Origin of the sequence: Paenibacillus sp. KACC 21273, from assembly GCF_028736095.1 — a bacterium.
In the GTDB taxonomy this organism is placed as follows: Bacteria; Bacillota; Bacilli; order Paenibacillales; family Paenibacillaceae; genus Saccharibacillus; species Saccharibacillus kyungheensis.
On sequence record NZ_CP117876.1, the window covers coordinates 4,580,466 to 4,594,589 of the forward strand.

At 40.7% G+C, this 14,124-nt stretch carries 15 protein-coding genes and 1 riboswitch; of the genes, 4 read left to right on the plus strand and 11 right to left on the minus strand.

Going from position 1 to position 14,124, the window contains the following annotated elements; genetic code table 11:
• Positions 1 to 246: 246 nt before the first annotated feature.
• Positions 247 to 1,065: an alpha/beta fold hydrolase gene (locus tag PQ460_RS20045; protein WP_274170936.1), complete on the plus strand. Its 819-nt coding sequence runs from the start codon at positions 247 to 249 to the stop codon at positions 1,063 to 1,065.
• Between the two features lie 216 nt (positions 1,066 to 1,281).
• On the opposite strand, the gene PQ460_RS20050 is transcribed toward PQ460_RS20045, so the two are convergent.
• From PQ460_RS20050 to PQ460_RS20080, 7 genes are all read right to left on the minus strand, one after another.
• Positions 1,282 to 2,175 carry a diacylglycerol kinase gene (locus PQ460_RS20050; protein WP_273614919.1) on the minus strand — a complete coding sequence of 298 codons (894 nt, stop codon included), beginning with the start codon at positions 2,173 to 2,175 and terminating at the stop codon, positions 1,282 to 1,284.
• Between the two features lie 23 nt (positions 2,176 to 2,198).
• Positions 2,199 to 2,966: a sirohydrochlorin chelatase gene (locus tag PQ460_RS20055; protein WP_273614918.1), complete on the minus strand. Its 768-nt coding sequence runs from the start codon at positions 2,964 to 2,966 to the stop codon at positions 2,199 to 2,201.
• Positions 2,967 to 2,971: 5 nt separating this feature from the next.
• On the minus strand, positions 2,972 to 3,262 hold the full coding sequence (locus tag PQ460_RS20060; RefSeq protein ID WP_069327488.1) for a YerC/YecD family TrpR-related protein: 291 nt from the start codon (positions 3,260 to 3,262) through the stop codon (positions 2,972 to 2,974).
• A gap of 118 nt (positions 3,263 to 3,380) precedes the next feature.
• Positions 3,381 to 4,346: a magnesium/cobalt transporter CorA gene (gene corA, locus PQ460_RS20065; protein ID WP_273614917.1), complete on the minus strand. Its 966-nt coding sequence runs from the start codon at positions 4,344 to 4,346 to the stop codon at positions 3,381 to 3,383.
• 143 nt (positions 4,347 to 4,489) lie between these two features.
• Complete coding sequence (locus PQ460_RS20070; protein WP_273614916.1) at positions 4,490 to 5,491, minus strand: inorganic phosphate transporter; 1,002 nt, start codon at positions 5,489 to 5,491, stop codon at positions 4,490 to 4,492.
• 154 nt (positions 5,492 to 5,645) lie between these two features.
• Positions 5,646 to 6,260 carry a DUF47 domain-containing protein gene (locus tag PQ460_RS20075; protein ID WP_069327490.1) on the minus strand — a complete coding sequence of 205 codons (615 nt, stop codon included), beginning with the start codon at positions 6,258 to 6,260 and terminating at the stop codon, positions 5,646 to 5,648.
• A gap of 193 nt (positions 6,261 to 6,453) precedes the next feature.
• Positions 6,454 to 7,701 (minus strand): DUF3048 domain-containing protein, encoded by a 1,248-nt coding sequence (locus PQ460_RS20080; RefSeq protein ID WP_274170937.1) that lies wholly within the window; start codon positions 7,699 to 7,701, stop codon positions 6,454 to 6,456.
• Positions 7,702 to 8,138: 437 nt separating this feature from the next.
• On the opposite strand from PQ460_RS20080, the gene PQ460_RS20085 reads away from it, so the two are divergent.
• Positions 8,139 to 8,666, plus strand: coding sequence for a DoxX family protein (locus PQ460_RS20085; RefSeq protein WP_273616231.1), 528 nt, complete (start codon positions 8,139 to 8,141; stop codon positions 8,664 to 8,666).
• A gap of 239 nt (positions 8,667 to 8,905) precedes the next feature.
• Here the strand turns inward: PQ460_RS20085 and thiE are convergent, their stop codons facing one another.
• The 4 genes from thiE to PQ460_RS20105 form a co-directional block, all read right to left on the minus strand.
• The gene (gene thiE, locus PQ460_RS20090; RefSeq protein WP_274170938.1) at positions 8,906 to 9,577 is read right to left on the minus strand and encodes a thiamine phosphate synthase; all 672 of its coding nucleotides are present in this window, start codon (positions 9,575 to 9,577) and stop codon (positions 8,906 to 8,908) included.
• The gene (thiD, locus tag PQ460_RS20095) at positions 9,561 to 10,382 is read right to left on the minus strand and encodes a bifunctional hydroxymethylpyrimidine kinase/phosphomethylpyrimidine kinase (RefSeq protein WP_274170939.1); all 822 of its coding nucleotides are present in this window, start codon (positions 10,380 to 10,382) and stop codon (positions 9,561 to 9,563) included. Before thiD ends, thiE begins: the two co-directional genes overlap by 17 nt.
• 39 nt (positions 10,383 to 10,421) lie before the next feature.
• On the minus strand, positions 10,422 to 11,231 hold the full coding sequence (gene thiM, locus PQ460_RS20100; RefSeq protein ID WP_274170940.1) for a hydroxyethylthiazole kinase: 810 nt from the start codon (positions 11,229 to 11,231) through the stop codon (positions 10,422 to 10,424).
• Between the two features lie 93 nt (positions 11,232 to 11,324).
• Positions 11,325 to 11,427: riboswitch (TPP riboswitch) on the minus strand.
• Positions 11,428 to 11,673: 246 nt separating this feature from the next.
• The gene (locus PQ460_RS20105; RefSeq protein WP_273614912.1) at positions 11,674 to 12,504 is read right to left on the minus strand and encodes an alpha/beta hydrolase; all 831 of its coding nucleotides are present in this window, start codon (positions 12,502 to 12,504) and stop codon (positions 11,674 to 11,676) included.
• Between the two features lie 148 nt (positions 12,505 to 12,652).
• On the opposite strand from PQ460_RS20105, the gene PQ460_RS20110 reads away from it, so the two are divergent.
• Together PQ460_RS20110 and PQ460_RS20115 are read left to right on the plus strand one after the other, a co-directional pair.
• A complete protein-coding gene (locus PQ460_RS20110) occupies positions 12,653 to 13,321 on the plus strand; it encodes a DUF1129 family protein (RefSeq protein WP_274170941.1) in 669 nt (222 codons plus the stop codon).
• Positions 13,322 to 13,492: 171 nt separating this feature from the next.
• A complete protein-coding gene (locus PQ460_RS20115) occupies positions 13,493 to 14,071 on the plus strand; it encodes a TetR/AcrR family transcriptional regulator (RefSeq protein WP_274170942.1) in 579 nt (192 codons plus the stop codon).
• Positions 14,072 to 14,124 lie beyond the last annotated feature (53 nt).

Genomic DNA, 14,124 nt, shown 5'->3' on the forward strand with positions numbered 1-14,124 from the left:
CGCAATAGTACTTCTACAGGAGATGTTAGGTTCATTTTAAAATAACGATTAGAATGTATATGCCCCTTTGATCTTGTCATGTAAAAGTGATCTCTGTTAAAATTTATATAGCATTTAACGGTTATACATACACAAGTTTTAACCGTATTGGCGAACAGATATAGTATAAGCAGATGAAATCATATCTGTTTGTGCGAAGAGTACTTGCTATACATATAACAATAGCTTCGGCAAAAGGAGTACATGATGAAAGCGACGATTAAAGATATTGAACTGGATTACGAAATGTTTGGTGAAGGTACAACGATTTTATTTTTACATGGCAATGCTCTGGATAAAATAAGTATGAAGCATTCGTATGAACCTATTTTTCAAACGATCTCTGGATACCGACGTATCTATGTAGACTTACCAGGGATGGGCGACTCTCACAGTAGTCTGTCGATCAACAGCACTGATGATATGTTAGACATCCTTCTAGCCTTTATCGGTCAGGTTATTGGTCATGAAGATATTTTATTATTTGGACATTCCTACGGGGGATATCTCAGTCTGGGCATTATGAATAAACTGCAACAGCGGGTCAAAGGAGCCTATCTTACTTGCCCTGTGGTGATCGGACAATTTGACCAACGACGAGTCGAGCAGCAAGTTCCTATCATAGAAGAAGAGATTCATACCGATACAAGCAACAGTGAATATCAAGACTATTTGAGTATGAATATTCGGATTAACCCTAAGACATGGGAGCTGTATCAACAATTGATTGTTCCGGGAGTACGCCGGGCAGATCATGACTTTATGGATCGGATTCAACGAGAAGGTCAACAATATTATCGTTATGCATTAGAAGAGCAACTTTCTTTGCATCATGACACTGTTCTGCATGTATTGTTAGGCAAAAGAGATCATGTAGTTGGTTATCAAGATCAGATTGATTTCTTTACGAAATATCCTTATTCTACCACCACTATCTTAGGAAATAGCGGTCATAATTTGTTTATTGATGTAGCCGAAGATAATCATGAATGGGTTACGCATTTTTTGAACAAAGTAAATCAATAATCTTCTAACTAGCATTACATGCTGAAGAAATTGGAATGAACGATCATTTGCTCTGTAAAAATGAAATGGTATCTGATTATACTAGGAAAATTAGTACTGATTTTGTTATCGTGCCCAGCACTTATTATATGAATATAAACGTTATAGCTAATATGCAACATTCAAAAAAGTGCCTATTTCCCAAAGGAAACAGGCGCTTTTTAACGTTGAGATCGTTTATTTCAAATCCGAGAATACTTGTAATTTCTGTGGCAAAATCTCAAAAATCCCCGGTAATGATCCACCGAGTTCACCGTCTAGATTAATTTGTACATTATTACTAGGAGCTTCAATCTCCAAGCGATTGGTCTGGAAATAAATAATCTTTGGATCGTTAAGATGTTCTCCACGAGCGGCGATAGAGATTAAGCGAATAAATTCGGCGATATTACACTTTTTAACACCGATAAAATCAAACAATCCATCATCTATTCGTGCTCCCGGCGCTAACTTTTCAAATCCACCGACTGAATTGGTATTAGCAACTAGAAAAATCATAAATTCTTCGTGTAGCGGTTCTTGCCCGGCAGCTGTAATTTTCAATTCGGTTGGTGTTAAGTTAACGACTTTCTCGATGCCTTTCATATAATATGCCATCTGTCCGATCATCGTTTTGAGTCGACTCGGTACTTCATAAGTCAGCTCGGTCAATGATCCTCCACCAGCAATATTAATAAAATAGCGATCGTTAAAGCGACCCACATCGATCGGTCTCGCATTCTGACGAATCACCAGATCGCAATAATCTTCCCAATGTCTCGGTACGCCTAAAGCACGCGATAGATCATTGGTTGTACCTAGTGGAAATACGCCAAGTGGCGGTGGATTATCATATTCAGCCATGCCGTTAATGACTTCATAAATTGTACCATCGCCACCAGCGGCAATAATCAATTCATATCCATCTTCGATCGCTTTGGCGGCTGAAATGGTTGCATCGCCTTCACCTGTTGTCGCATGACAGCTGGCTTCGATACCGCCTTTGTCTAACCGATCCAAAATATCCGGCAAACGGCGCTTCATTTCCTCCCGACCTGAAGAAGGATTATATATCAGTCTCGCTCTTTTCATTCCATCATGCCACCTAATATGAATTATGTTGTTATGAGTTGGTTCAACAGTGACTGAATCTGACGCTCCATCCAGTGAGATAACAGTGGATGTGGCAACAATGCTGTACCTGCATATTCATAGCTTAACCCTTCTACACGCCCCGGAATCACTTGATTCAGGAATATCCCTTTGCTTAGAAAAAGTGGCGCAATCAGCACTTTATAGCCGCGTGCTGTCCATTCTTCTGTTTTGGCGCGCAGACTATCTGGATTAAGTAATGCATAGTCAGTATGAGCCACTTCACTAACCTGTCCTACCCGCTGAGCTAACGAAGAAATACCTTTTTCCCAGCGTTGTCTGAATCCGTCATGAATACTGCCGTGACCGACGACTAACACCACTTCATTTTCAGGTGCAACCGATAAATCTTTCACTTGATCCCAGACCATCCGAGCGATATCTTCATCATCGTCGGCTGGATACCCGAAATGAACATTCGCTTGAATCGTAAAAGGTTCCAGATCGGTCTCGCGATCAGGAGTTTCTTTGACACCCAAAGCATACGCAATCTCATCCATATGTGTACTACCAGAGGACACAAATAGCGGAACAACCAAAAGATCGGTTACCCCTTGCGCTTCCAATTCATCGATTCCATCCTGAATAAATCTTCCCGGAACATTGTCCAGGAAGACTGCATTTACAGGTAGATCGCTTGGCAGATGAATATGAGATACCGCTTCATCAATCTGCTCCATCCAAGACGTTTCCGGCGAACCATGACTAATTATTAATACACCGGGCTTCATAGAGATTACCTCCCTAGACGTTCCAATGTCATTTTGTATCCATCATTACCATAATTCAGGCAACGTTTTACACGAGAAATGGTTGCTGTACTTGCACCCGTTTCTGCTTCGATCTGATTATAAGTTGAACCTTTACCTAGCATACGTGCGACTTCAAGACGTTGTGACAGCGACTGAATCTCATTAACTGTACACAAATCATCAAAAAACACATAGCATTCTTCTAAATTTTTTAGTGTCAAAATCGCTTCGAATAATTGATCAACACTTTTATCATCAAGTTTTTTAAGTTGCACGATGTGATCATCCCCTACTACGGTTACTGTACCTACATTGTATAGATTACTGGTTATTTTTTCAAGCATTAACGATGTACAGCATTACAGGATACCAGATTTTGTTTGAGCAGAACAATTATTTAAACCATCCACGCTTTGTAAAAGCAGTCATCATGCCTGCTCCCAAAGCAAACATCAGCAATAATACACCGAAATAACCATATTTCCATTTAAGCTCTGGCATATTTTCAAAATTCATACCATAAATTCCGGCTATTAACGTCAGTGGCATAAATATAGTCGTAATCACCGTTAACGTTTTCATAATCGTATTCATCCGATTGGAGTTGAGTGAGATATAACTATCCCGTAGATCAGATGTCATTTCACGATTAGATTCAATCATATCAGACAATTTGAGCAAATGATCATAAATATCACCAAAATACGAATGATGCTGATCGACTTTCTGAATATGTTGTGAATTAATAACCCGATACATCAGATCACGCATCGGAATAATAGTACGTCTTAACTTCAGTAGACGAGAACGTAATACAAATACTTGAGCTAACAGATCATCAACCGGTTCATCTGGCCCTGTATTTTCAAGTTCATTCAACTCATCTTCAATCTCATATACACAGGGGAAATATTCATCAACAATTTTGTCTGTCACGATATAAGCCGCAGCAATAGGGCCGTTCGCCCATTTGGGACGATTGCCTTGCTGACTGTAACTAATAATTCGTTGCCATGCGGATTCAATTTCTCGTAGATCGCTATGATGAAATGATACCAAAAACCGATCACTGACAAACAAATCGACTTCTTCAACCAGTAACGTCTCAGGATGCATCGCATGTAGTACCAGAAATTGCACATCTCCATAATAATCAATCTTCGGACGTTGAAGCACATGCAGACAATCTTCTACGGCTAGTGGATGAAAATGAAAAAAAGTACTTAATAACTTGGACTCTTCTTCAGTAGGCTGATTAAAATCTACCCAGTACCATAAGTAATCGCCAGACTCTATCTCTTCTAACTGTATATTCTGTACAATATCATGTTCTTGAGTAACACCGATAATGCGAATCATTGACCACATTCACTTCCTTTGTATCAAATATAGACGGATCATCTGCGAGAACGTCCACTGCTATCCCTATTTTACTTAGAATCGCACAAAAAACCGCCGTTCGCAAGAAACGGCGGAAGTGATCTATCATGATCCGATTTATATTAGAACAAATCGAATAATACTTTGAAAATAAGGCCAGATAATACAGCTGCAATTGGAATCGTAACGACCCATGCAATCACGATACGTCCAGCAAGTCCCCATTTTACTTCACGGAAGCGCTTGGCAGAACCTACACCCAGAATAGCAGATGTAATCGCATGTGTTGTACTTACAGGTAAGTGAGTCAATGTTGCTGTGAAAATAACCGATGCTGCTGAGATATCCGCTGCAAATCCGTTAATAGGCTCGATTTTGAAAATTTTGGTTCCCATCGTTTTGATGATTTTCCAACCACCGACAGAGGTTCCAAGAGCCATCGCAGTTGCTGCTGAGATTTTAACCCATAACGGTACATCCAGATTATCTTGCACACCAGCTGCTACAAGAGCAAATGTAATAATACCCATCGCTTTTTGCGCATCATTCGTACCATGTGTAAATGATTGAATCGCTGCTGTCAAAATTTGCATCGTGCGGAATCCTTTGTTAACAGTATGCGGGCTACGTTTGGCAAAAATCCATTTCAGAATCGTCATCACAATATAACCAATCGCAAAGGCAATCAAAGGAGACAAAATCAATCCTTCTACAATCTTGATAAATCCGCTCCAGTTCACAGAACTTGAACCTGCTCCAACAAATACAGCTCCTGCTAGTGCACCAATCAAAGCATGTGAAGAAGAAGAAGGAATCCCGAACCACCATGTTGCCAAGTTCCAGATAATTGCAGCAATCAGTGTCGCAATAACGATCTCTATACCGTTATCCAAAGTTGCTGGATCTGCTACACTACCACCTATCGTTTTGGCTACGCCTGTGAACGTGATCGCTCCCAGAAAGTTCATCACTGCCGCCATCAAAATCGCTGTACGTGGCGGTAACGCTCGAGTAGAAACCGATGTAGCAATCGCATTTGCTGTATCATGGAATCCATTAATAAAATCGAACGCTAAAGCCAAAAATACGACGATAGCCAGTATCCATATTGAGGTTTCTACCATATCATTCATCGCCCAGATGGATCTCTTGCACTCCAATCAAGAGAATCTGCGCAATCCTACCTCCTTAGTTATCTGTTACAGATTATTGCATCTCTGCATATTACATCCATCTATACTCAGCAAAATGGATCATATGCGTATCTTGTAAGCAATTTTAGGAATTGCGCATAATAATAGATTCGAGTCTATTCGCTACATCTTCGCAAGCATCAGTCGTTGTTTCCAAACGCTCATATATTTCTTTTTTCTTAATAAGTTCGATCGGGTCTTTTACTGTGGCAAACAAATCTTTAATACAGTTACGCAATACGTCATCACCCTGATTTTCCAGATCATTCAGACGAATCGTGTGTTCACGAATAGCCAACAGTTTTTTATGAGACAACAAGTGAATAGCTTTTTGAATTTCATAAGCAGATTCACGCAAAATTTCAGCAAATTGAACAATATAGTTATCCGGCTCAGTCATATGATACATATCAAAACGAGAAGCACAAGCTTCCAGACCGTCTAATACATCATCCATCGTTGTCGTCAAATCCATAATATCATCACGCTCAATAGGTGTGATAAATGTTTTGTTCAGTTCGGTAATAATGGTGTGCGTGTAATCATCACATTGATTCTCGTAAATCTTCATTTGCTTCGTAAACTCTGGAATATCCTTCAAGTTAGGTACTTGTTCCGCAAAGTAATCTGCAGCCTGCACAATTGCATCTGCCATGTTCTCCAGCGTTTGAAAAAAGATATCCTTTTTCTTAACACGCATTTCTATAACCCCTTTTCGAAATTTTGCCGAAAAATGTCGTAAATTAGAATTATGAAAACAAAATGATTTCATAACAACCTTTGTTATCTTATCAATCTGTACATAGGTTTGTAAAGATTCTGTTTACATTTATCATACAAAAATCATACAAAAATCGACTTTACTTTCATCATTTTAGCATATTTTTCCTTATTTACCCGTTTTCGCTCAACTTTTTACCATCTATTGTTAAATGATTTTCAAACGACGGGCTATTAGGGACAATATTGTAATACGTTACGCCAGGGACAAGCGGCACTTCTTGACCACTGCTCATAAAGCGAATTACATCACCACTTTTTTTACTCCATTGACCTTTAATCTGTTGACCCTTTTGAAATAAAATAGCTTCTCCGCCAGCGTCCAGATCCAGACTTAATCTACCAATATCATCTAATACTTTGTAATCTCCACCCAGCACAATAACATTGGACGCGGTTAATGGCTTTCCACTGTTCAAATCAATATGAGGTTCATTGTTCATACTGCGAGTATAGACTCCACTTTTGGCATTGTAGTCATAACCCACTTTATAACTTTCCAGCAAAAATTGAAGTTGGATCGATGTTGCTTTGACTCTTGTGGTAGCAGGTGTTGTCGTGGTTGTGCTGGTTGTAGAATTTGTATTATCTGTAGGATCGGTAGCACTCTGGTTAGGAGTAGCACTGTCAGCAGGCTTATCATTATTATCGGCAGAATCGGTATAGTTATCGAGTGATTCTGTATTTGTAGTATCTGTTACTTCTGTTGTAGATTTCAAAAAAGGATATGTTGGAATAGTTACTTCTTGTTTGTAATCTTTTTTGAGTGCACCTTCACGTAACTTCTCTTCATTTGTATACAAATTATGAGGAGCTTTGCGACTGGAATCTCGCCAGAATGGAGCACTTGCATTAGTAATCTCATCGAGGTGTTCTTTGTGTCCTTGTTGCAAGATACTGTACGCTTCAGGGCTACCACCCGCATGAACCAGTAATGCACCGATACTTTCCCCGATTCCGATCAAGTACGGGCGAATACTTCGCACAGGGCCGATCGTCACATCACCATGATAACTCTGATATACAGCGATTAGACGGGTAATTCCTCCCTCTGCTAGCACTTCATAGACCATATCGGCTTGAGCTAATCCAGATTGCGGACGGGCAGCAGGAGCATTATTGATCATCACTGCAATCGGTCTAGATAGAGAAGGCTGATCAACAGGTAATCCTGTAAGTGGCGCTGTATAGACGACTTCTGCGGGTTTTTCCGGTGTTATCGGTTCTGTCACTTTGGCTGGTTCCGGTTGTTGCTGTGGTGCAGGGGTAGCCACTTCCTCAGATCCGCAAGCGATCAAGCTCATCGTTAACACAAGCGGTACTGACCATTTGGTGACTTTCCATAATCGGGATTGATTCATTACAATAGTATCCTCCTCGGTGTTGAACATCATTAGACAGATCAGTAGCTCATTCTGATGTGCACTAGCAGGATACACTCCTACTATAGAACACACATATGAACTCCAAATGAATTCAATAGTCTCTTTCTTAACGTATGTATGATTCAGAAGATGTTAAACACAGCTTACTATGTATTAAAACATAAGCTTCTTCTATATAGAATACATATAGCGTAATTCACACATTCAAAAGCTCAAAAGTGTTCTCTCAACTATATATACCATATTTTAACAGTACAATAATAAAATATTAAAAATTTATATAAGATTGTGATTTTTATCACATTTAAAAATTTAGTTGTGATTTAAAATAAAGACATGGAAGAGATGATCATCACCAACTCAACAAGTTAACACAGACTTAAAAAAATAATACATTATTCAGGGGAGTGGCAATCATGAACAGATGGCTAAGAGAAAATAGTGTGGCAATGTGGTTATTAACTATCTTACGGGTATACATCGGATTCAAATGGATCACAGGTGGATGGGAAAAATTAAGCAGTGGCGGATTTGATGCTAGTGGATTTTTGACAGGTGCTATCGCTAATACAGGCGGAGAACATCCAAGTGTACAAGCAGGCTGGGGAGCATTCTTACAACACTTTGCTTTACCAAATGTCGGATTATTCAATGTTCTTGTTCCAATCGGTGAATTCCTTGTCGGACTTGGATTGATCTTAGGAGCTTGTACTACACTAGCAGCATTAATGGGAATGGTAATGAACTTTGCCTTCTTATTCTCGGGTACTGTAAGCACTAACCCTTACTTGTTACTTGCTGAAATCTTTATCGTAGTTGCTGGCGCAAACGCTGGTAAAATTGGTCTGGATCGCTGGATTGTTCCTTACCTACGTACTCGCTTTTTCAACCGTCGTAACAAACAACAAGATACCTTGCCTAATCAGCATAAAATAGCTTAACGATACAAATAAACGCATTACTTGGCTTCTACAGAATGATCGATGTTATTCGCAGTAACATACAGATCATCATAAGAATAGCGGAAAGAACCTACTGTTACGTTACACTATACAAACAGAAAATAGTGTTTACCATTCAAAGTCATTCGACACACCGTACTGTAAGCTACGGTATACCGAATGACTTTTTTTGATGGGGTCAACAAACATGTATTCAGCATTAGATCGTATCGTGGTGATTAGTTCGCAATCAATCGACGGGTAAGCGTATTTAACTGCTGCGTCGCTTGCTCTATATCTGTCTGTCCTGCGATCGCAGAGATCACTGCTATTCCATCTGCGCCCGCGTTAAAGATCGGCTCGGCATTACCTGCATGAATTCCTCCAATACCGACTAATGGAATATCAATATGATGGTTCTTCAGTGCTGTAATAGTGCTTGTTCCTTGTACGGCTTGCGCATCAGCCTTAGAGATTGTAGGGTAGATCGGTCCTATGCCTAAATAATCAGCGCCATCTTCAATAGCTTGTCTGGCTTCAGCTACGCTATGAGCAGATACACCAATGATTTTATCATCCCCTAGACGTGCCCGAATCTGATCTGCGGGTGCATCTTCTTGTCCTACATGAATTCCATCCGCATTCAGAGCGATCGCTAACTCTACATCATCATTCACAATAAACGGAATCTGATGAGTGTGGCATATCTGTTGCAGACGTTCTGCCAGCTTATAATACGCTTGCCCTGTTAAAGCGCCAACCCCTTTTTCCCGAAATTGAAAAAGAGTGATCCCTCCTGCAATAGCAGACCTTAATACTTCTTCTGGTGGTCGAGTACAATTGACGCTTCCCATCACTAGATAAAGGCGTAAGTACTGGCGTATATGCTGAGTATCAGGCTTGGTGATCATAGACTCGGCTCCTTTGCTGATAAGCAAAATGATTGGTAGGCCCATGACCGGAACCGATACCCAATCCATCTTCAATCGCTGCTTGAATAAATTGCTTCGCGGTATGTACAGCTTCATAAATAGTTTTGCCTTTAGCAAGTTCTGCTGTTAATGCCGCTGAAAAAGTACATCCTGTGCCATGAGTATGAGGCGTATCAATCCGCTGACTTTCCAAATAATCAAATTGATTTCCATCGTATAACAGATCGATTACAGTAGACGTCGATGTATCATGTCCACCTTTGATCACTACATATGTTGCTCCCATTTCTACAAACTGCTTGGCGGCTTGTTCGCGCTGCTGTAGATTGGTAATCGATAGACCTGTTAATAACTCGGCTTCTGGCAAATTAGGCGTGATAATCTCTGCCAGCGGAATCAGATCAGAGATCAGCGCTTGCAACGCTTCTTGTTGTAACAGCACAGAACCTCCTTTAGCGACCATCACCGGATCAATCACTAGATGTTGCCATTGATACTGTTTTACTTTTGCTGCGACATAACGAATAATATCTGCACTAAATAACATCCCTGTTTTGACAGCCTGGGGTTGTAGATCCGTTCCGATCGAATCCAATTGCTGTACAACACCTTCAATCTGAACCGGATAGACACCTTGTACCCCTGTCGTATTCTGCGCTGTGATAGCAGTAATAACAGACATGCCATAGACACCGAGTTCTTGAAATGTTTTGAGATCGGCCTGAATGCCTGCGCCTCCTCCACTATCTGAACCTGCAATCGTCAATGCTTGATACACGTTCATCTTGTCTCGCTCCTTTATCATATGAATGTATGTTCAATATTAAGCTTTGGATGAAGTGATCTGGGCTCGTGCAGTTACGATCTCCGGGGTGACTAGAGACAATTGATTGATAAATTGCATCTGAAAACTGCCTGTGCCTTGCCCTGCTGTCTGTTCATAGGCAATCTCTGCGGCTATACCGTAAAATGCTAAAGCTTCTGTCACGGCTTCCAGACGTTCTTGAGCTTGTGTAGGATCAGCGACTGCGATAAATGCACCGACTACGGCACTTAGTAGACAACCACCGCCTGTCACTTGCGTTAATATCTGATGACTGTTAGCAATGGTATAGGTGTTCTGTCCATCGGTTACAACGTCTTTTTCACCGGTGATGGCTACAATGCACTTTAATTTTTGAGCAGCCTGCTCTGCGATCTGGATCATATTGCCTTCGCCTGCTCCTGCATCGACACCTTTGATCTGCCACGATTCGCCGATCACATTAGCCACTTCAGCTACATTGCCACGTAAAACATCTACTTGAACGTGTTCAATAATTTGCAAAGCCGATTGTGTACGATACGGGGTAGCTCCTGCTCCTACCGGATCAAATACAACAGGCACACCTGATTCATTCGCTGCACGTCCTGCACGTTGAATCGATTCGACGGTGTATGGATCAAGCGTACCGATATTAAGCACAACTGCATTCGCTATAGCTGCCACATCGGCTACTTCTTCATGCGCATATGCCATAAAAGGAGAAGCCCCCAGCGCCAGCAATCCGTTTGCTGTAAAATTAGTCACGACCATATTCGTAATATTGTGAATCAGTGGATGTTGCGCCCGTACTTTGGCTAGAAAAGTCATTGATATTGCCTCCTATAACGTAATAAAGACCCATCCATCTCCAGAAGAGACAAATGGGTCAAACATTCATTCAGGTATATCACAACATGAGTGAAAATTCAGCCTCCACTTCCCTCCGCTAGTATAATCCAGATCAGGTTCCAAGGGTCCGAAATTGAATTTTCGTCTCAGCCAACAGGCTCCCCTAGTGAAATCAGTAACTATTCGATTGTTCTTTCTTACCATACCACTGGTGAATGATCTGGTAAAGGATTACACTAGAAGAAATCGCGTTTGTAACTGCCAAGCGCTTAGCGAAAGATATTTTGCTATGCAAAAATCATGTTGGATTATATTAGAAGAAGTCGCGCTTATACTGCCAAGCGCTTAGCGAAAGATATTTTGCTATGCAAAAATCATGTTGGATTATATTAGAAGAAGTCGCGCTTATATTGCCAAGCGCTTAAATCATCCAGTGTTGCCAATCGGTCTGAGCGACTTTGCGTTCGGTGAGCCATTGGCGGGTTTTGTCCAGCAGTTCGCGGCGGTGGGTTCCATTGGAATATGTGTGATCTGCTTGGAAAATAATTTCTTTATCACAGCGTCCTTCTGAACGTGTCCAGAATACTTTTTGATACAAAAAAGCATAATCTACCGGAATCACATCATCCCCTGTACCATGAATCACCAGCACATCGCCACCAAATTGCTTGGCTTCTTGAAACGGTTGGAAATTGCCTAGCGAATCAAAGTATACAGGTGTAAACGAGTAACCTAAATGATCGGCTTGTCCTTCGATCACTGCTTGATCGTATTTGTCCCGACCGGTTAATTTGATAATATCGTTAAATGGATGTCCTACTGCTGACCATAGCACCAGACTTTTGACACGATGATCTCGTACAGAAGTAAGAATTGCTACAGCACCACCCAGACTATGACCGATCAATGTGACGCGGGTGGGATCAATGTCACTGCAATTCATTGCATAATCCAGTACAGTACGAGTCTGAGCGACCATTGATTCAAGTCCTTCTTTGCCATAGTCGCCGCCACTTTCACCGCAACCTGCATAATCAAAGCGAACCACCATATAACCGTCAGCCGCCAATTCACGGGCTGTACTAACAAATAGGCGATCCACTCCAATACGGCTGCCAACAAAACCATGGCAGATCACAATTAGCGGTGTACGGCTTTTGCCTCGTCCTGCTGATTGTGGTTCCTGTTCAGGATAATGAATACTAGCTGTCAGATCCAAGTCGTGATGTCGAATGACGATATTGCGTTCCATGATGATTCCTCCTCTTAAATAAACAATTCCGATCAGTTTAATATGCTTTAATCTTGAAACCATATTATCATTAACGCTAGATCATTGTCAACGCAAGGAAAGTATGGCAAAATAGTAGCTTCGAACAACGAGAATGGAGGAATGAATAATGAGCTCAATACGCCAAATGGTTAAAAATATTAACACCGTACGGGATCAATTAAAACCAGAAAATTTGGATTATTATGATGATGTTATTGTACATGTACGGGATGCACGAATTGATCGTGAAGCAGGCGAAGAATTGCTTTTAGAAATGGGTCATCATTTGCTAGAAGCGCAGAAAAAAGGTAAAACTGCCAAACAGTTATTCGGTAAAGAATCGATAGAGTACGGCAATATATTAATTCGTAATTTACCGGAAAAGAAACAATTGAGCAAGCCGATGTATTACTTGATGATTCCGTGGGTAGCGTTAACATGGGTATTTCTTATTCAAGCATTAATGGGACTGTTCAAAATCAGTATTAGCGATTCAGGCATTGTCGGGCAGATCAATGTAGCGACTCTTATTATTGTAGCTGTAGGTTCGATTGCTCTGGTCGAAATGCTTACAAGATTTACCGATCAGCCTGTTGAACAAAGTGATGCGACAAAGCCAGGCATGCAAATCAATGCACGCGCTATCTTAACGTATCTGGTGATTTTGGTACTGATTTTTGGTGTGGGAATCTTTTTACGTGAAGTGATGCCTGTGATTACGATTGCTCCATGGGTAAGTTTGTTGTTATTTGTGATCGGTGTAGTCGGACAGAAATTTATTTTTATGCGCAAATAAAAGATCAGCAAGCCTATCTATTATTGGATAAAGCAAAATAGAAAGATTGCATTTTATTTTGCCAAAGGTATACCTATCGCTTACAATAAATAAGATTGATGAATATCGTTAGCTTATACACAAATCTTATTCATATTCTACGAACAGGTATAGTTAAAGGAGGTTTATGCTTTGCCACCTCGCACCGGGCTTAGTCTTCATTCTATTTTGCAAGCAGCTACAGAACTAGCAGATGAACGTGGATGGAATGAAGTGACACTTACGATATTATCTCAGAAGCTAGGGGTTCGTTCGCCTTCTTTGTATAATCATGTGAACGGATTACCCGGATTACGTCGTGAAATGGCATTAACAGGATTGGATCAACTCAAAGACGCATTGATGCGGGCTGCAGTAGGACGATCTGAAGATAAAGCGATACGTGAAATGTCGCGCGCTTATCTTGAATTTGCTCGTGCTCATCCAGGATTATATGAAGCTACGTTCTATACATCAGATATAGATGATGCAGAGATCAATGATAGCAAACATCAAATGCTGGAATTATTCATGCAAGTATTAACCGGATTTGATTTGAGTGAAGAAGCATTGATTCATGCGATACGTGGACTACGCAGTGTTTTGCATGGCTTTAGCTCACTAGAACGTATCGGTGGATTTGGCTTGAATGTGGATATAAATCAAAGTTTTGAATTGATTATTAATACTTTTCTGCAAGGTCTGCATACGGTAGAGTCCAATCATAAATAAGCAAATACACCACTTGTACAGAGATAGTAACGTTTAAATATGTTACTTCTGTC